The organism is Nocardia albiluteola (assembly GCF_018860155.1).
Lineage (GTDB): Bacteria > Actinomycetota > Actinomycetes > Mycobacteriales > Mycobacteriaceae > Nocardia > Nocardia albiluteola.
The window spans coordinates 223894-240314 of the sequence record NZ_JAHKNI010000008.1 but is presented as its reverse complement, the minus strand read 5'-3'; the positions used below and the strand labels follow the sequence as shown (position 1 = coordinate 240314).

Genomic DNA, 16421 nt, shown 5'->3' with positions numbered 1-16421 from the left:
ACGATGACCGGGCCGTACCCGTATGACGAGCAGGACACCACGCTGGCCGAGCGGTACGGCAGCGCGGACTCGATCGAATGGCACGGCCAGCGAGTACATCCCATGTACTGCGAACCACTCGGCGCCGACCCGGTCGTGCTGACCCTGACGCTGCAACGGTCCGCGCCGCCGGCCGGAGTCATCGGGCTCGGCATCGGCGTCTCGGTGCTCAGCGGCCACGTCGCCCTGAACGGGCGGCGCCTCCGCGGGGTCGACGTGTGGACCGACGCGATGACCGGCGGGGTCGACATCGAACTGCGCGGGGCCGGACCCGAGGCCGCATTCACCCTCACCCCGGTCTGGATGCCCGCCGACGGCCTGACCGTGTCCTGGATCGGAAACTACGGCGTCCTCATCGACCGCGCCCCCGGCCCCGCACGGCCGACACTGCGGTGCAGCACGGGCATCGGCGCCCCCGATTTCACCGAACTCGTCGTCCGGATCGGCGTACGCACCCTCGAGGACGACCGATCCCGCTACCGCGGCGCGCTCTACGACCTCGGCGTGGCCATGCACGGCCGCGGCGACACCGATCAGGCCTGCGCGCTGTGGACCCAGGCCGCGGACTTCGGGCACCTGGGCGCCGCCTACGACCTCGGGGTGGTGCGCTTCCGGCGCGGCGAACTGACCGAGGCCGAACACTGGTGGCGCGCCGCGGCCGACCACGGCGACATCCGCGCGATGGCCGGGCTGGCAGAAGTGCTGGACCGCACGGGGAATGCGAGCGAGGCCAGGCGATGGCGCGCAGTCGCGAGCGGCATGACGCCAACCTGAACGCACCCGGGCCGAATACGGACAGGCGCCGCATGCGCGGGGCCGACGTGGGGTGCGCGGCCCGACCACTCGGAAGCCGAGCGACTCAGGGCGCCGCGAAGGTCCAGTGCCCCACCAGCAGTCCGCCACCGACCACCGTCGAGGCCAGCGACGCGCCCCCGAACACCAGCACCCACAGCAGCGCGGGCAGATGCGTCAGCCGCGAGAGCTGATCGGCATCCGACCCGTCCCCACGCACATGCACCCGCTGCAACTCGACCACCGCCCGCAACCCACCGAACAGCAGAAACCACGCCACCGCGTACCCGAACACGCCCTGCACCACCACATTTCCGTACCACGAGACCGCGAACACCAGCCCACCCGCGACCACCACGGCCAGTAGCCCGAACAGATTCCGGATCAACAACAGCAGCACCACCAGCGCCGCAACGAACAACCACAGCATCAACGTCAGCCGCCCCACCCCCAGCAGCGCCGCACACCCCAGCCCCAGCAGCGACGGGGCCGGATACCCGGCCATCGTCGTCAAAATCATGCCCGGCCCATACGGTTTCCCGCGCGAGACGGTGACTCCCGAGGTATCCGAGTGCAACCGCACCCCCCGCAGGCTGCGCCCGGTCAGCACCGCCACCAGCGCGTGCCCGCCCTCGTGCGCGATCGTCACCCCCGTGCGCAACACCCGCCACACCGGCGTATACAACACCACCGCCAGCGCCGCCGCCGCGGTGGCCAGCACCACCCACAGCGGCGGATGCGCCGACACCAGCCCCAGCCGATCACCCACCGACGACAACGACCCGGCACCTGCGAACCACGACGAACTCACCGCCGTAGGGTATCCGCACCACCGCCCTCGCGCAGACCACACCATCGCCCCGGTCGCAGACGACACCCCACCCGGGAACCACACTCGGGAAGACGGGCATGTTCGCCGCACGTCTCGTGGTCCGGTGCTGCAGGCGGCGGTCGTGGTCGCAGGACTCCACAGTGGTGAAAATGCAGAGTGTTCTCGCCGGGCGTGGGCTCACGGTCATCCGAATTCGAGCGCCGGTGAGGGGTTCCGGCGGCAGATCGCCGCCGGCCCGCCTTCGCCCACCGATCGAGGGTGATCGTGCTATCGCAGGAGCCGGTGAGCGACGCCGGGTATCAGTGCGCACACTCCTCGCCCTGATCGCGGGGTACGAGAACGACGGCATCGCAAGGCATCCCGAGCCGACACCGCGCGTGTGGAGGCCGCGGCCGGTTCCGCGGCCCCCACACCGGCGATACCAGCCGATTCCGGGGCACGGGTGAGCGCGGTGGCTCAGTCGCGGCGGGCGACCCCCGAGGTCGGCTCGTCGCGCAGATTATCGATGAACCAGTTCGGGTAGACCGGCGCGGGCGGCATCCCCTCGGCCAGTTCCGCGATCTCCTCCGCGGTCAGCTTCACCTGCGCCGCACCGAGATTGTCCTCGAGCTGATGCAGCTTGCTCGCGCCCAGCAGCACACTGGTCACCGCGGGCTGGGCCAGCAGCCACGCCAGCGCGACCTGGGCAACGGTGGCCGAATGCTTGTCCGCGATCACGCGCATCCGCTCGATCAGCGCGAAACCCTGCTCCTTGTCGTGCGGCAGCAGATCGAAACCCGACAGGCGATTGTCCGGGTCGGTGAGATTCTCGCGGGTGTACTTACCCGAGAGGAATCCGCTGGCCAGCGGGCTCCACACGGTCATGCCCAGACCGTACCGGCGCATCATCGGAATCACATCGCGCTCGACGTCGCGCCCGACCAGCGAGTAGTACATCTGACCGTGGGTGAACGGCGCGAACCCGTTGGCGCGCTGGATCTCCAGCGCCGCGGCTACCTTCCACGCCGACCAGTTCGAGAATCCCAGATACCGCACCTTGCCCGCGCGCACCACCTCGTCCAGCGCCGCCAGCGTCTCCTCCAGCGGGGTCAGCGGATCCTCCCGGTGCACGATGTACGCATCGATCCAATCCGTGCCCAGCCGCTTCAGGCTCTGCTCGATCGACCACAGGATGTGCCGCCGCGACAGACCCGAGCGCACCAGCGGCGCCCCGGTGCGGAACCCGACCTTCGTCGCCAGCACGACCTCGTCGCGGCGCGCACCCAGCGCCCGCCCCAGCAGCACCTCCGACTCACCCCCGGCGTACCCGTCGGCGGTGTCGAAGAAATTGATGCCCGCGTCCAGCGAGCGGCCCACCAGCTGATCGGCCACCTCCGCGCCGACCTTCGCGACCGCGGCCATATCGGCATTGCCGGAGGTGAATGTCATCGCGCCGAATGCCATCCGCGAAACGATCAAACCGGTGGAACCCAGCTTCGTGTACTCCATGATGATGAACTTAGTGGGGGTTGAGGAGCATCCGGGAGAAAAGTCACGGAGCGCCCACGAGGTCACCCGCATGATCTCCCGGGACGGGCAACCGACCTCGCTGGGGCACGCGGTCGCCCACTTCGGGCGGATCTTCAAATCGCTGCACGTGCTACGCCTGGCCGACGACGAACCCTACCGTCGTGAGATCAAGGCCCAGGCCAACCTCACCGAGGGGCGTCACAACCTCGCGCGGCGAATCTTCCACGGCCGCAAGGGCGAGATGACCCGCACCTTGAACTGCGTGGTGCTGTGGAACACCGTCTACATGGACCGGGCCCTGACCGAACTGCGCGCCCAGGGCTACCCGGTCGACGACGCGGACGTAGCCCGGCTCTCGCCGTTCGTGCGGAGCCATATCGGCATCGACGGACACTACAGCTTCTACCTACCCGACCTCGGCGGAACACACCGGCCGCTGCTTGATCCCGACACCCCCCGCCGACGAGTGAGCCCCGGCTGCCGGTGCCCAGGGCAATGCCGCTGGTGACCGGGCACCGGACCACGCGATCAAACCCTTGCGGATGCCCGGACGATGCCGGGTCGCAACACAGATCAAAGCAATCACGAAAGTGACTGTGCAGGAATGATTGTGGCAGCGTGAGTCAGCGCACCAGGCAAGGGTGGCTCTCACAGTACCTGTTTCACCAGGGTCTCCCAGACGTCCAAAACGCCTGTCAACCTGGTTGAGTCGGCTCCCAGCTACACCAACGAAAGCGCCGGCAACACTTCATGGACACGCATTGCAGCTTTACCCCCATCAGTTCAATTCAGCTGCACCGGACGCGCGACCGTGTCAGCACATGCTTCCACGATAGAACGGACGAAGACCAATGGCGGACAACCAGTTCACCACTCACGCAGACCTTTTCGATCTGAGTGGGAAATACGCACTTGTCACTGGCGGCACCAGGGGCATTGGGATGATGATCGCGCGCGGCCTTCTGCAGGCGGGCGCCCGCGTCATTATCAGCTCACGCAATGCGGACACGTGCGCGGAGGCACAGCATCTGCTGTCCGAATTCGGCGACGTTCAAGCATTCCCCGCCGACCTGTCCAGGCACGACGAGTGTCAGCGGCTCGCTGATCTTGTCAAGGTCGACTCGGAACGCCTGGACATCCTCGTCAACAACGCGGGAGCGATGTGGCGCGAGCCGCTGGAGACGTTCCCGGACGAGGCCTGGGACGCAGTGATCGACCTCAACCTCAAGTCGCCGTTCTGGCTGGTGCAGGCGCTGCTGCCCGCACTTCGCAGGGCGGGCACCGCCGATGCTCCCGCGCGGATCATCAACATCGGCAGTATCGCCGCCATCCACGTCGCCGAGTCGCCCAACTACTCGTACGCCAGCAGCAAAGCGGCACTCCATCAACTCACCAGGGTGCTTGCCAGGGAACTGGGCCCACAGCACGTCACGGTAAACGCGGTAGCCCCAGGAGTGTTCCCGTCGCAGATGATGGCGTCCACGCTCGATGCCATCGGTGACACGATCGCGGCGAAGGCCCCTCTGCGCCGGCTCGGCCGCGACGACGACATGGCAGGTGTCGCCGTGTTCCTCGCTAGCCGGGCCGGGTCTTACCTGACGGGCGCCATCATCCCGGTCGACGGCGGCACCGCCACGACCGCATCAGGTACCTAGGCGTCGGCGCGAGGCTTTGCCAGCGGCCGACGAGCCCCCGTGAAACACCTCCGAATCGGGTCTCAACGCAGTCGCCGGGGTACCCGCAGTGCCTCCCTCGGACTGCGGGACGGGCTTACGGTGAGGGGATGGCCACGATGGATCTACGCACCGATATCCGGGAGTTTCTCAGCTCGCGTCGCGCCCGCATCGCACCCGAGCAAGCGGGCCTGCCCGCTTACGGCGGCAATCGTCGGGTCAAAGGTCTGCGTCGCGAGGAGGTGGCGCTGCTGGCGGGGGTATCGGTCGACTACTACGTGCGTATGGAGCGCGGCAGCCTCGCCGGTGCCTCCGATGGTGTGCTCGACGCGTTGGCCTCTGCCTTGCAACTCGACGAGGCCGAGCGCGACCACCTGTTCCACCTCGCGCGCCGATCCGAGGCGCCCAGCGGTCCACGCCGGCGCAGGCCTGCCGTGACGGTGCGCTCGACGCTGCAGCAGGTGCTCGATGCCATCTCCGATGCGCCGGCCTGGATCTGTAACGGACGTTATGACGTGCTCGCCATGAATCAACTCGCCCGCGCGCTGTTTTCACCGGTGCTGGCCGACCCGCGACGGCCCGCGAACACAGCGCGGTTCGTCTATCTAGCTCCCGAGGCGGCCAAAGATTTCTTCGTCGACTACGACCAAATCGCCTGCGATGTGGCCGCGAAGCTACGCATGGAAGCCGGCCGCAATCCGCACGACGAGGAGCTGATCGCCCTAGTCGGCGAACTGTCAACGTGCAGTGAGTTATTCCGGCAGCGGTGGGCATCTCGGGACGTGCGGCTGCACCGGTCCGGACGCAAGCGGGTGCACCATCCGATCGTGGGCCAGCTCGACTTGGACGTCGAGTCCCTGGAACTGCCCGCCGAACCCGGCCTGCACCTCACCGTCTACACCGCACCCGCGGGCACGCCGACCGCTGACAATTTAGCGCTCCTGGCGTCGTGGGCGGCCACCCAACAGACGCTGGCGACCGAGCTCGAAGCACACAACGGATAGTCCACCCCTTCAGCCGTACTAGTCAGCGGACCATGACGTGGGGCAACAATCTGCCGCTGAACGCTCCCACCGAAAACCGGCTCTCGATCAGCGACCCCGCCGCCTCGCGGCCGGGTCGCTGTCGGCCTGATACCGCCGCAACCCGTCGTCGGACACCCGTGCGTACTTCACCAGGCTGCGCACCGAGGTATGCCCCGACAGGACACCCGCGGTCGAGCCCGCTGTCACGAACCGTCCTGCGCGCGAAGCACTCTGCCCGATCCTGCCGAACCACCGACGAGCAGTCCCCAGCGCCGGGCGAACCTCTAGGCTGACGGGCGAACCTTCCCGGAACATCCGGGGAGCCGAGGAGAGGAAGATCCGATGAAGCGCCTGCGATGGGCCGCCGCCGGTCTCGCCGTCCTGGCCGCCGCCGCACCGCTGCTGACCGGATGCACCGAGGTCAAGACCTACCTGAACAAGGGCGGGGAAACCGCCTGCAGCGACTACGTCAAGCAGGACCAGGACACCCAGCGCCTGACGATCACCAAATTCATCCAACAGCAGACCGGCAACAACCACGACCCCGCCGGCACTCAGGTCGACGCCACCATCATCGCGGTGAACTTCCTGTGCAGCAATCAGCGCAACTCCGCCACGACCATCAAGAACGCCAACATCGCCGGCATCTTCCTGAACCAGTAGGGGCCGCCCGGATACCGGACCTGCTCAGCGCACCAGCTCGATCGCCTTCGCCAGCGCGTCCATGCTCGGCTCGAGGGTCGTGAAGTAGCTGATTCCGAACCGTTCACGGCGCTCGCGCAGCTGATCGGCCATCTGCTCGGGCGTACCCGCCAGCACCGTCGGCAGCTCCTCGATGTCCTGCTGCCCGCCCTCGGGCACGGTCGTGATGAGCCGCGCCCGCAGCACATCCCGTTCGCCCGGCCCCGCGACCGCCTGCAGCAGAATGTTGAATTCGGTGCTCGCGGCCCGGTCCCCGAGCAGCCCACGCACGTACGCGACCCGCTTGTCGAGTTCCTGCGGCGTGGCCGCGGTGAGCAGGCCACTGTCCGCAGCGCTGCCGCCGGTGAACGCCACGATATCCGCGTGTTCGGCAGCCACCCGCAGGAGCCGGTCGCCCCAGCCCGCGATGAGCAGGCGTGGGCCACCCGGGCGGGCCGGTTGCGGCTGGTACTGCGGATCGGCGCTCGCACTGCGCAGCGTGGCCGCGAATTCCGCGACCTGATCCACGCGCCGGCCCGCACCGGGGAATGCGATACCCGCGCTGTCGAATTCGGCCTTCACATATCCCGCGCCCAGGCCCAGCTCGACCCGTCCGTCGGTGAGCGCATCGAGCGTGATCGCCTCACGCGCGAGCAACACCGGGTTGTAGAAGGGCACGTTGAGCACGAACGAGTTGACGTGGGCGCGCTCGGTGACCTGGGCCGCGAGCATCATCGCCGGGAACGGCGCCGGCAGGCCCAGATGGTCGGGCACGCTGATCACATCGAAGCCCAGATCCTCTGCCTTGCGGCACTTTTCTATCCAGGCCGCCTTGGACTCGACGGTGAGCATGTTGACGCCGAAACGAAAGGGAAGGGACATAACTCCAGACAACCGGTCCGATGCCCGGCGAATTCCTCCGCCGCCGGGCCGGGTGCGCAATCATGAGAGAGCGCAGGGACTTCCCGGACGACGAGGCTGGTGCCATGCCACTCGCACACACGCTTTCCCAGCAGCGCGCCGCACTGGAACAGGAGTGGGCCCGCTGGGCGAGCCCGCATGCCCGGGCCACCCCGCCCGAGAGCTCGCGGCTGCGCGAGGAGGTCATCGAATCCTGGCAGCGCTCCCTGAACACCGTCGACCCGGCACGCCGCGCCGCGCCCGCCGACGACGAGGAGATCGGCTCGCGCTGGGCGCGCTCCCCGCTGCGCGGCCCGGTCACCGCGCTGGCCGACGAATTGCACAGCATCACCGATGATTCCGGATTCGCCGCCTGCGTCACCGACGAGCGCGGCACCATCCTGTGGGTCTCCGGCGGACGGGTACTGCGCCGGCGCGCCGAACAACTCAACTTCGCCCCCGGCGGCCGCTGGGACGAGCAGCACATGGGCACCAACGCGATGTCCCTGGCGCTGTGCACCGGACAGCCCAGCACCGTGTTCTCCGCCGAGCATCTCATCGCCGCCCTGCACAGCTGGGTGTGCTACAGCGCGCCGATCAACGCCCCCGACGGCCGCCGCCTCGGGGTCATCGACCTGTCCAGCAGCTGGGAGCGCTCGCATCCGCTGGCCATGTCCACCGTGCGGGCACTGGCCGCGGCGATACAGTCCCAGCTGCCCGCCGACCTGCCCACCGGTGCGGCGGACATCCGCCTGGAATGCCTGGGCGCCGCGACCCTGCACCGGGCGGGCACGACGGTGCGGCTCAAGCCCCGCCAGCTCGAGATCCTGACCCTGCTGGCCCTCGAGCCCGCCGGATACACCCCCCAGGCCCTGCACGCCGCGGTCTACGGCGACCGCCCGGTCGCGCCGGGCACTCTCAAATCCGATGTCTCCCACCTGCGCCACGCCACCGGCGGGGAGATCACCAGCCGCCGCTACATGCTCTCGCGCCCCATCGACTGCGACGCGCTGGAACTGCTCGACGCCATCGCCGCCGGGGACCTGAGCACCGCGCTGCGGCTGTATAGCGGCCCGCTGCTGCCCGGCTCGGACACCCCCGGCATCGTGCAGTGGCGCGAATACCTGGCGGTGAGCCTGCGCACCGCGGTGCTGGCCAGCGGATCGCCCACGCACGCAGTGCAATACGGCACCCGCTGCGCCGACGACGTCGCGGTACACGAACACGCGTTGCGCCTGCTCGCGCCGGGCGATCAGCGCAGACCCGCCGTGGCCGCGCGCCTGCACGCCGCACTGCACAGCTGAGCGCGCGGTCCGCGCCAACCTTGCGCCAACCCCGCCGATCCACACTGACGCCCGTCCGGATCACTCCGCGGCACGGGCGCCGGGTTGCGTGCGCAACACAACAGTGAGGGCCCGCCCGCGCCGCCGTCGCACCAGAAGCGAGCATCATGATCTACGCCAAGCCCGGAACCAACGGCAGCATCGTCGAATTCGCCCGCCGCTACGACAACTTCATCGGCGGCGACTGGACCGCGCCGGTCGAGGGACGCTATTTCGAGAATCCCTCCCCCATCGACGGCGAAACCTTCTGCGAGGTCGCCCGATCCACCGCCGCCGACATCGAGCTGGCCCTGGACGCCGCCCACGCCGCGGCCCCCGCCTGGGGCGCCACCCCGGTCGCGCAGCGCGCCGCGCTGCTCAACCGGATCGCCGACCGCATCGAGGGCGACCTGGAACGCCTGGCCGTCGCGGAAACCTGGGAGAACGGCAAACCCGTCCGCGAGACCCTGGCCGCGGACCTGCCGCTGACGGTCGATCACTTCCGGTATTTCGCCGGCGCGGTGCGCGCGCAGGAGGGTGGGATCTCCGAGGTCGACGCCGATACCGTCGCCTACCACTTCCACGAGCCGCTCGGGGTGGTCGGGCAGATCATTCCCTGGAACTTCCCCATCCTCATGGCCGCCTGGAAACTCGCACCCGCCCTGGCCGCGGGCAACTGCGTGATCATCAAGCCCGCCGAGCAGACCCCCGCCTCGCTGCTGCTGGTGATCGAGCTGATCGCGGACCTGCTGCCGCCGGGAGTGGTCAACGTGGTCAACGGATTCGGCGTCGAGGCCGGCAAGCCCCTGGCCGCCAGCTCGCGCGTGGCCAAGGTCGCCTTCACCGGGGAGACCACCACCGGCCGGCTGATCATGCAGTATGCGAGCGAGAACATCATCCCGGTCACCCTGGAACTGGGCGGCAAGAGCCCCAACATCTTCCTGCCCGACGTGATGGCAAACGACGATGCGTTCCTGGACAAGGCGATCGAGGGCTTCGTGATGTTCGCCCTGAACCAGGGCGAGGTGTGCACCTGCCCGTCGCGGGCGCTGGTCCACGCCTCGATCTACGACCGGTTCCTCGAGCGCTGCATCGAACGCACCCGCAACATCACCGGCGGCAACCCCCTGGACAGCAGCACCATGATCGGCGCGCAGGCCAGCAACGACCAGTACGAGAAGATCCTGTCCTACATCGACATCGGCCGCCGCGAGGGTGCCACGGTGCTCACCGGCGGTGAGACACGCAAGGTCGAGGGCTACCCCGGCGGGTACTACATCGAGCCCACCATCTTCGAGGGCACCAACGACATGCGGATCTTCCAGGAGGAGATCTTCGGGCCGGTGGTATCGGTGACCCGATTCGACACCGTGGACGAGGCGATCGGCATCGCCAACGACACCCTGTACGGGCTCGGCGCGGGCGTGTGGTCACGCGATATGAACACCGCGTACCGGATCGGGCGGGCGTTGCAGGCCGGGCGGGTGTGGACCAACTGCTACCACGCCTATCCCGCGCACGCCGCGTTCGGCGGATACAAGAAATCCGGCATCGGCCGGGAAAACCACAAGATGATGCTGGACCACTATCAGCAGACCAAGAACCTGCTGGTCAGCTACTCACCGGACAAGCTCGGATTCTTCTGATGCCCCGGGACGATTCGCCGGAACCGGTCAGCCGCGTCGGCATCACCGACGCGGCGGCCGCGATGCTGAGCGGCCTGGTCCGCCGGCACGGTCCGGTGATGTTCCATCAGTCCGGCGGCTGCTGCGACGGCAGCTCCCCGATGTGCTACCCGCGCGGGGAATTCCGGGTCGGCGCCGCGGACGTGCTGCTGGGCGAGCTGCCCGGGCGTACCCCGTTCTGGATGAGCGCGGACCAGTTCGAGTATTGGCGCCACACCCACCTCACCGTGGACGTGGTGCCGGGCCGGGGCAGCGGATTCTCCCTGGAGGCGCCCGAGGGCGTGCGTTTCCTGATCCGCTCCCGGCTGCTCACCGACAGCGAGGTCGACTCGCTCGCAGCCAGCCCGCCGCGCACCGGCGCCGAACCGATTGCCACGGAACCAGATTGAGGCAGTGCCCGGCGCGGCCGTCCACTCCGAGCCGGACACCGCCCCGCGCTGCCGCGCCGCCGCCGGATTCGGCGGCGCGGCAGCGACGGTCCCGTCCCCGCGAGATCACCCGCGCCCGAGCATGCGGCCGTTGGCGTGGCCCGCGGCGCAGGCCAGCGCCGAGCGCAGCGTCTCGGCGACCTCCAGGACGCCCTGGCCGTAGGTGCGGTAGCAAGGACGCCGCGACAGCGGCAGGGCATTTGTCGCGGCACCCTGCTCCGCGGGCTCAGCGGCCGGGCAGGAACCGGATCGCGCGCGCCAGCGTCATCAGCATCGGCTGCCAGCGCGACTGCGAAAGCCCCAGGGGCGCATCAAGATTCATCCACCTGGTCAGTACCACCGACTGCGGCTCGGTGAACTTCAGCAGCCCGTCCGGACCGTGGCGGCGGCCCACGCCCGAGATGCCCATGCCGCCCATCGGGGCCGCGGTGGTCCCCCACGCCGGGGCGTAGCCCTCATCGATGCACACGGTGCCCGCGTGCAGCTGTTCGGCGATGCGCTGCCCCTCGGCCGGGCTCTGGGCCCACACACTGGCATTGAGGCCGTATTCGGTGTCGTTGGCGCGCGCGATCGCCTCCTCGACGGTGTCCACCGGGTAGATCGACACCAGCGGGCCGAAGGTTTCCTCGCGGCCGCACTCCATCTCGTCGGTGACCCCCGACAGCACCGTCGGCTCGAAGAACAGCGGGCCCAGATCCGGTCGCGCACTGCCGCCCGCGAGCACCGTGGCACCCTTGGACACCGCATCGGCCACATGCTTGGACACCGTCTCGAGCTGCGCGGCGGAGATCAGGCTGCCGATATCGGCCGAGAAGTCGTAGGCCGCACCGAGTTTCGCCGCGCGCGCCGCCGCGGTGAACTTCTCGGTGAACTCCTGTGCCACCGCCCGTTCCACATACAGCCGCTCGATCGAGATGCACAGCTGCCCGGCGTTGGAGAAACACGCCCGCACCGCCGCCCGCGCGGCCCGCTCCAGATTCGCCCCGCGCGCCACGATCATCGGATTCTTCCCGCCCAGCTCCGCGGAGAACCCGATCAGCCGGTCCCCGCACTGCCGGGCCAGGGTGCGCCCGGTCGCCGAGGAGCCGGTGAACATCAGATAGTCGCACTCGCGCACGATCTCGGTGCCCACCACCGCGCCGGGCCCGGGCACCACCTGCAGCACATTGCGCGGCACGCCCGCGCGCAGCAGCAGCTCCGCACATGCCAGCGACGAATACGGCGTCTGGCTGTCGGGCTTGATCACCACCGCGTTCCCGGCGGCCAAGGCCGGCAACGCATCCCCGATCGAGAGCAGCATCGGATAGTTCCACGGCGCGATCACCCCGACCACACCCTTGGGCACCGCACGTACCTGCGCCTTGTTCAGCAGCGGGAACGCACCCGGAACCGCATGCGGGGCCAATAGTTTCGGCGCGACCCGGGAGAAGTACCGGGCCGCGAACATCAGGCCCATGATCTCTTCCTGCGCGGCCCAGCGAGCCTTTCCGGTCTCGGCCTGGATCACGTCCATCAGCTGCTTACGGTGGCGCACCACCAGCGCGCGGAAGCGCTCCAGCACCGCCGCGCGCTCACCCGCGGACCGGCCCGCCCACCCCCGCTGCGCCTCCCGCGCCCGGGCGAACGCCGCGGTGACGTCCTCGGCAGCGCCCACCGGCACCTCGCCCAGCGGATTCCCGGTGAATACCTCGGTGATCGTGCGCGACGTACCCTCGGATGCGGAATCGACCGCGGCGAATCCCCGCAGACGCTCGAATAGGGCGGGTTCCGGTACAGGCATAGCAGACCTCCTACTTGTGAGTAACCGCGCGATACACACAATCTACCGCGCGGGGGCCGCGGCGACCTCGTTCGTCGCAAGAGGGCACATCAGCTCCGCCACGGGAGCCGGTATCGTGACCGCCGCGTGCGGCGGTCCGGTTGGATCGCAGGACGATCCACGCGTGCGCATCCGCGACGCCGCGCATCGGCATCATCGAATTCTGCGGCGCCGATCACGAAAACGAAACCGCGCCCGCTACCTAGCAACTCGGCTCGGTAAACACTATTACCTGGGCAGTGCGCATTGCCCGCCGAAATGCGGTGAGGTGGCAAACTTGCAAGGGGTGCAAGCATATTCGGCGTTCGGTTGTCAAATTCCGGTTCCGCTGGCCGTCCCGAATCGCTAAATCGACTAGAATTGGTTACGTTATGCCGATGTTGAGCGCGAGGCTGGGTGTCCGAGCCCGCATTCTGGCAGTTGCACTCATTCCGAGCCTGACGTTGCTCGTGATCGGTGTGGGCGTGGCGGGATATCTGGTAAACCAGGGACGACAGCAACAGCAGTGGGCCAACACGCTGCAGAGCAGCCTCGGCCCCGCCAAGGGCCTGGTGGACGCCGTCCAGCAGGAACGGCTGCTGTCGCTATGGCGCCTGGGCGGGGACCGGTCACAATCGCAGGCCCTGGCCACCGCCCGCACCAACTTCAACACCTCCATCGACAGCCTGGTCACCGTCGACGCCCAGCTCGACAAGGCCAGCTCGGGCAAGATGGCCGGCGTCACCGCCGGAATCGACACCCTCAAGCAGCAACTGCCCGCCCTGCGCGATGGCATCGACGCCGGCATCCTGCCGGTCGACGCGGTCTACGCGATCTATAACCGGATCCTCGACGGCGCCTCCCAGGGCACCGCCATCGTCCAGCGCAACGCCCCCGACGCCCAGGTCGCCACCGGACTGGCCTACGCCAACCAGCTGCTGTCCGCGCTCGAGGCGTACTCCCGCGCCAGCGCCCTGACCGCCTCGACGCTCGACGGCACCCCGCTCTCGCCCGCGCTCGCCACCGAACTGCGCAACTACTCCGGCTACTACCAGGCCGCGATCCTGCCGCTGGCCGAAGCCCTGGGCGGCAATGTCGGCACCCAGCTCACCGCGCTGATCTCCACCTCGGCCTGGCAGCAGACCGCGGCCATGCAGCAGGCCGTGCTGACCACCCCGCCGACCAAGAAGACCGCCGAAACCCTCGGTCCCCCACAGTTTCCGATGAGCAAGCAGGACTGGCTCGCCGCGACCGAGCAGGTCTCCCAGGCCCTGCTCGAACAATGGATCGCCCAGAGTGGGGTCAACGAGCGCATGGCCACCGACACCGCCGCGGCCACCATCCACAACGCCCTGGTCGCCGGCGGCAGCGCCCTGGTCATCGCGATCCTGGCCTTCCTGGTCGCGCTGTGGCTGGCCAACCGGATGATCGGGCGCCTGCAACGACTGCGGACCGAAACCCTCGCCCTGGCCGAGGTCAGGCTGCCCGAAACGATGCGCCGGCTGCGCGAGGGCGAACCGGTCGACCCCGAAACCGAGGCCGCCCGACTGGATTTCGGGCGCGACGAGATCGGCTCGGTCGCCAACGCGTTCAACCGGGCGCACACCGCCGCGGTCACCGCGGCCATCACCGAGGCCAAGACCCGCGAGGGCGTGCGCGCGGTGTTCCTGAACATCGCGCACCGCAGCCAGCTGGTCGTCCACCGCCAGCTCGAACTGCTCGACGAGGTCGAGTCCAAACAGGAGGATCCCGCGCTGCTGGACACCTTCTTCCGGCTGGACCACCTGGCCACCCGCGAGCGCCGCAATGCCGAGAACCTGATCATCCTGGGCGGTGGCCGCCCCGGACGGCAGTGGCGGCGCCCGGTGCCGCTGGTGGAGCTGGTGCGCAGCGCGGTCGGTGAGACCCTGGACTACGCCCGCGTTCACACCGCCCGCATACCGCAGATATTCGTCTCCGGCGACGCGGTCGCCGACGTCATCCACCTGCTCGCCGAACTGGTCGACAACGCCACCTCCTTCTCCCCTCCGCAGTCGCGGGTGGACGTCACCGCCAACCGAGTGGGCAAGGGCGTGGTCGTGGAGATCTCCGACCAGGGCATGGGCCTGTCCCCCGAGGACCTCGAGCGGCACAACGAGATGCTGCGCAACCCACCGGATTTCGGCCTCGCCGCACTGACCGCGGACTCCCGGCTGGGCCTGTTCGTGGTCGCGCAGCTGGGCCGCCGGCACGCAATCACCGTGCGGCTGGCCGACTCCGACTACGGCGGCATCCGCGCGATCGTGCTGATCCCCACCGCGCTGATCACCACCGACGCCTCGGTCGCGGACCACCTCTCCGACCGGATGCCCGTGCGGCGCATCCCCACGGCATCGGTGACCGGCGAGATGCCGTCGGTCGCAGGCGAACTCGCCGCATCGTCCGCGGTCGCCATCGCGTCCCGGCCCGCGGTCGACGAGCGGCCCGAGGACGACTTCGCGGCGTTCGATACACCGTCGCCTCGCGACGAACGCTCCTACCTCGACGAGGCCACCCGCTTCGACGCGCCGCCGCACCGCGAGGAGTACCAGCGCTCCGACGAGACCCCTCGCGCCGACACCTCCGCGCGCGCAACCGATTCGGCTCACCTCGCCGAGCTGCGCCGCGGGGTGACCCCGCGGCGCGCCGACACCCCGCGCCCGGAGACCACGCACACCCCCGGCGACGCCCGCCCGCCGCTACCGCGCCGGCGCCGCCAGGCCAGCCTGGCCCCGGAGCTGAGCACCTCGCCCGAGCGGCCCTCGACTCCCGCTGCCACACCCACCACCCGGTCCGCGGAGCAGGCGCGAGATCTCTTCTCCGCCATCGAGAACGGAACCCGTCAGGGGCGTCAGGCCCCACCGGACACCGGCAACGCCCGGCCCGGCGGCAACCCATGGGACGAACAGGAAGGCGAAGGTGACTACTTCCCACGCAGGTGACCTGAACTGGCTGCTCGACGACCTCGTCGAACGCCTGGCCGGAGTGCGCTACGCCGTCGTGCACTCCACCGACGGCCTGGTGCTGGGCCGGTCCACCACAATGAACCGCGAAGACTCCGAACACTTCGCGGCCATGTCCTCCACCCTGTACGGCCTGGCCCGCAGCGCTGGCAGCCGGTTCGACGGCGGCGGCGTCCGCCAGGCGGTGATCGAACTGGACCGCGCGATCCTGTTCGTCACCGCCGCCGGCAGCAACGCGTGCATCGCCCTGCAGGCCAACGAGAACGCGAATTTGGGTATGGTCGCGTACGAGATGAACCTGACCGTGCAGCGCGTGGGCAGTTACCTGTCCACCACCGCGCGACAGGGCATGGCCGAACACATGGAGTATCGATCGTCATGACGCAAAACGGTCAGTCGTGGTACGACGACGCGGCGGGCCCGCTGGTCCGCCCCTACGCCGTCACGCGTGGCCGCACCATCGGGGCGGGACACGAACTGGACATGCTCACCCTGGTGGTGACCGCCGACCGGGCGCCGGCCATGCGGCGGGCGGAGCCGGAATACGCGGAAATCATCGAGCTGTGCCGCAAGCCGATGTCGGTGGCCGAGGTCTCGGCCCTGCTGAAACTGCCTCTGGCCGTAGCGAAAATCCTCGTCGGTGATCTAATCAGCGAGGGGCACTTGATTTTCCGGGCGCCCGCCCCAACAGACGCCGGGCCCGGCGACCTGACCGTCCTGCGCGCCGTCCTGGCCGGAATCCGAAAGCTCTGAGCA

General features: G+C 69.0%; 17 protein-coding genes. 12 read left to right on the top strand and 5 right to left on the bottom strand.

Annotated features, from left to right (window positions below; translation table 11 throughout):
- Window positions 1-3 precede the first annotated feature (3 nt).
- On the top strand, window positions 4-813 hold the full coding sequence (locus tag KO481_RS24505; protein ID WP_215920027.1) for a tetratricopeptide repeat protein: 810 nt from the start codon (window positions 4-6) through the stop codon (window positions 811-813).
- A gap of 85 nt (window positions 814-898) precedes the next feature.
- On the opposite strand, the gene KO481_RS24500 is transcribed toward KO481_RS24505, so the two are convergent.
- Window positions 899-1642, bottom strand: coding sequence for a M50 family metallopeptidase (locus KO481_RS24500; protein WP_308166766.1), 744 nt, complete (start codon window positions 1640-1642; stop codon window positions 899-901).
- 477 nt (window positions 1643-2119) lie between these two features.
- Window positions 2120-3151, bottom strand: a complete 1032-nt coding sequence (locus KO481_RS24495) for an aldo/keto reductase (protein ID WP_215920026.1) — start codon at window positions 3149-3151, stop codon at window positions 2120-2122.
- Here KO481_RS24495 and KO481_RS24490 point away from each other — a divergent pair.
- The 3 genes from KO481_RS24490 (at window position 3150) to KO481_RS24480 (ending at window position 5849) form a co-directional block, all read left to right on the top strand.
- Window positions 3150-3680, top strand: a complete 531-nt coding sequence (locus KO481_RS24490) for a Tn3 family transposase (protein WP_308166765.1) — start codon at window positions 3150-3152, stop codon at window positions 3678-3680. The genes KO481_RS24495 and KO481_RS24490 overlap by 2 nt on opposite strands.
- A gap of 343 nt (window positions 3681-4023) precedes the next feature.
- The gene (locus KO481_RS24485) at window positions 4024-4827 is read left to right on the top strand and encodes an SDR family oxidoreductase (protein WP_215920024.1); all 804 of its coding nucleotides are present in this window, start codon (window positions 4024-4026) and stop codon (window positions 4825-4827) included.
- A gap of 128 nt (window positions 4828-4955) precedes the next feature.
- Window positions 4956-5849 carry a helix-turn-helix transcriptional regulator gene (locus KO481_RS24480; RefSeq protein WP_215920022.1) on the top strand — a complete coding sequence of 298 codons (894 nt, stop codon included), beginning with the start codon at window positions 4956-4958 and terminating at the stop codon, window positions 5847-5849.
- Window positions 5850-5936: 87 nt separating this feature from the next.
- Here the strand turns inward: KO481_RS24480 and KO481_RS24475 are convergent, their stop codons facing one another.
- Entirely contained in the window at window positions 5937-6077 is a 141-nt protein-coding gene (locus KO481_RS24475; RefSeq protein ID WP_245401428.1) for a hypothetical protein, read from the bottom strand.
- Between the two features lie 135 nt (window positions 6078-6212).
- On the opposite strand from KO481_RS24475, the gene KO481_RS24470 reads away from it, so the two are divergent.
- On the top strand, window positions 6213-6533 hold the full coding sequence (locus KO481_RS24470; RefSeq protein ID WP_215920020.1) for a hypothetical protein: 321 nt from the start codon (window positions 6213-6215) through the stop codon (window positions 6531-6533).
- Between the two features lie 24 nt (window positions 6534-6557).
- Here KO481_RS24470 and KO481_RS24465 read toward each other — a convergent pair whose 3' ends face one another.
- Complete coding sequence (locus KO481_RS24465; protein ID WP_215920018.1) at window positions 6558-7433, bottom strand: TIGR03621 family F420-dependent LLM class oxidoreductase; 876 nt, start codon at window positions 7431-7433, stop codon at window positions 6558-6560.
- Window positions 7434-7495: 62 nt separating this feature from the next.
- On the opposite strand from KO481_RS24465, the gene KO481_RS24460 reads away from it, so the two are divergent.
- The 4 genes from KO481_RS24460 to KO481_RS24445 all read left to right on the top strand — a co-directional run bounded on the left by KO481_RS24460 (window position 7496) and on the right by KO481_RS24445 (window position 11049).
- Window positions 7496-8755, top strand: a complete 1260-nt coding sequence (locus KO481_RS24460) for a transcriptional regulator (protein ID WP_245401427.1) — start codon at window positions 7496-7498, stop codon at window positions 8753-8755.
- 143 nt (window positions 8756-8898) lie between these two features.
- A complete protein-coding gene (gene exaC, locus KO481_RS24455) occupies window positions 8899-10419 on the top strand; it encodes an acetaldehyde dehydrogenase ExaC (protein WP_308166782.1) in 1521 nt (506 codons plus the stop codon).
- Window positions 10419-10847: a DUF779 domain-containing protein gene (locus KO481_RS24450; protein ID WP_215920016.1), complete on the top strand. Its 429-nt coding sequence runs from the start codon at window positions 10419-10421 to the stop codon at window positions 10845-10847. The genes exaC and KO481_RS24450 overlap by 1 nt, the downstream gene beginning before the upstream one ends.
- 4 nt (window positions 10848-10851) lie before the next feature.
- Window positions 10852-11049: a hypothetical protein gene (locus KO481_RS24445; protein ID WP_215920015.1), complete on the top strand. Its 198-nt coding sequence runs from the start codon at window positions 10852-10854 to the stop codon at window positions 11047-11049.
- Window positions 11050-11112: 63 nt separating this feature from the next.
- On the opposite strand, the gene KO481_RS24440 is transcribed toward KO481_RS24445, so the two are convergent.
- Window positions 11113-12666: a succinic semialdehyde dehydrogenase gene (locus KO481_RS24440; protein ID WP_215920014.1), complete on the bottom strand. Its 1554-nt coding sequence runs from the start codon at window positions 12664-12666 to the stop codon at window positions 11113-11115.
- Window positions 12667-13082: 416 nt separating this feature from the next.
- Between KO481_RS24440 and KO481_RS24435 the strand changes: the two genes are divergently transcribed.
- Genes KO481_RS24435 through KO481_RS24425 form a run of 3 tightly spaced genes read left to right on the top strand, consistent with a single transcriptional unit; the run spans window position 13083 to window position 16418 of the window.
- On the top strand, window positions 13083-15644 hold the full coding sequence (locus KO481_RS24435; RefSeq protein WP_215920013.1) for a sensor histidine kinase: 2562 nt from the start codon (window positions 13083-13085) through the stop codon (window positions 15642-15644).
- Window positions 15622-16047, top strand: a complete 426-nt coding sequence (locus KO481_RS24430; RefSeq protein WP_215920012.1) for a roadblock/LC7 domain-containing protein — start codon at window positions 15622-15624, stop codon at window positions 16045-16047. The genes KO481_RS24435 and KO481_RS24430 overlap by 23 nt, the downstream gene beginning before the upstream one ends.
- Complete coding sequence (locus KO481_RS24425; protein ID WP_215920011.1) at window positions 16044-16418, top strand: DUF742 domain-containing protein; 375 nt, start codon at window positions 16044-16046, stop codon at window positions 16416-16418. Before KO481_RS24430 ends, KO481_RS24425 begins: the two co-directional genes overlap by 4 nt.
- Window positions 16419-16421: the final 3 nt, after the last annotated feature.

Bases quoted from the DNA above. Each gene is read 5' to 3' on its own strand.
- KO481_RS24505 (WP_215920027.1), top strand. From the start codon at position 4: ATGACCGGGCCGTACCCGTATGACGAGCAGGACACCACGCTGGCCGAG.
- KO481_RS24490 (WP_308166765.1), top strand. From the start codon at position 3,150: ATGATGATGAACTTAGTGGGGGTTGAGGAGCATCCGGGAGAAAAGTCA.
- KO481_RS24495 (WP_215920026.1), bottom strand. From the start codon at position 3,151: ATGGAGTACACGAAGCTGGGTTCCACCGGTTTGATCGTTTCGCGGATG.
- KO481_RS24485 (WP_215920024.1), top strand. From the start codon at position 4,024: ATGGCGGACAACCAGTTCACCACTCACGCAGACCTTTTCGATCTGAGT.
- KO481_RS24480 (WP_215920022.1), top strand. From the start codon at position 4,956: ATGGCCACGATGGATCTACGCACCGATATCCGGGAGTTTCTCAGCTCG.
- KO481_RS24470 (WP_215920020.1), top strand. From the start codon at position 6,213: ATGAAGCGCCTGCGATGGGCCGCCGCCGGTCTCGCCGTCCTGGCCGCC.
- KO481_RS24465 (WP_215920018.1), bottom strand. From the start codon at position 7,433: ATGTCCCTTCCCTTTCGTTTCGGCGTCAACATGCTCACCGTCGAGTCC.
- KO481_RS24460 (WP_245401427.1), top strand. From the start codon at position 7,496: ATGAGAGAGCGCAGGGACTTCCCGGACGACGAGGCTGGTGCCATGCCA.
- KO481_RS24450 (WP_215920016.1), top strand. From the start codon at position 10,419: ATGCCCCGGGACGATTCGCCGGAACCGGTCAGCCGCGTCGGCATCACC.
- KO481_RS24440 (WP_215920014.1), bottom strand. From the start codon at position 12,666: ATGCCTGTACCGGAACCCGCCCTATTCGAGCGTCTGCGGGGATTCGCC.
- KO481_RS24435 (WP_215920013.1), top strand. From the start codon at position 13,083: ATGTTGAGCGCGAGGCTGGGTGTCCGAGCCCGCATTCTGGCAGTTGCA.
- KO481_RS24425 (WP_215920011.1), top strand. From the start codon at position 16,044: ATGACGCAAAACGGTCAGTCGTGGTACGACGACGCGGCGGGCCCGCTG.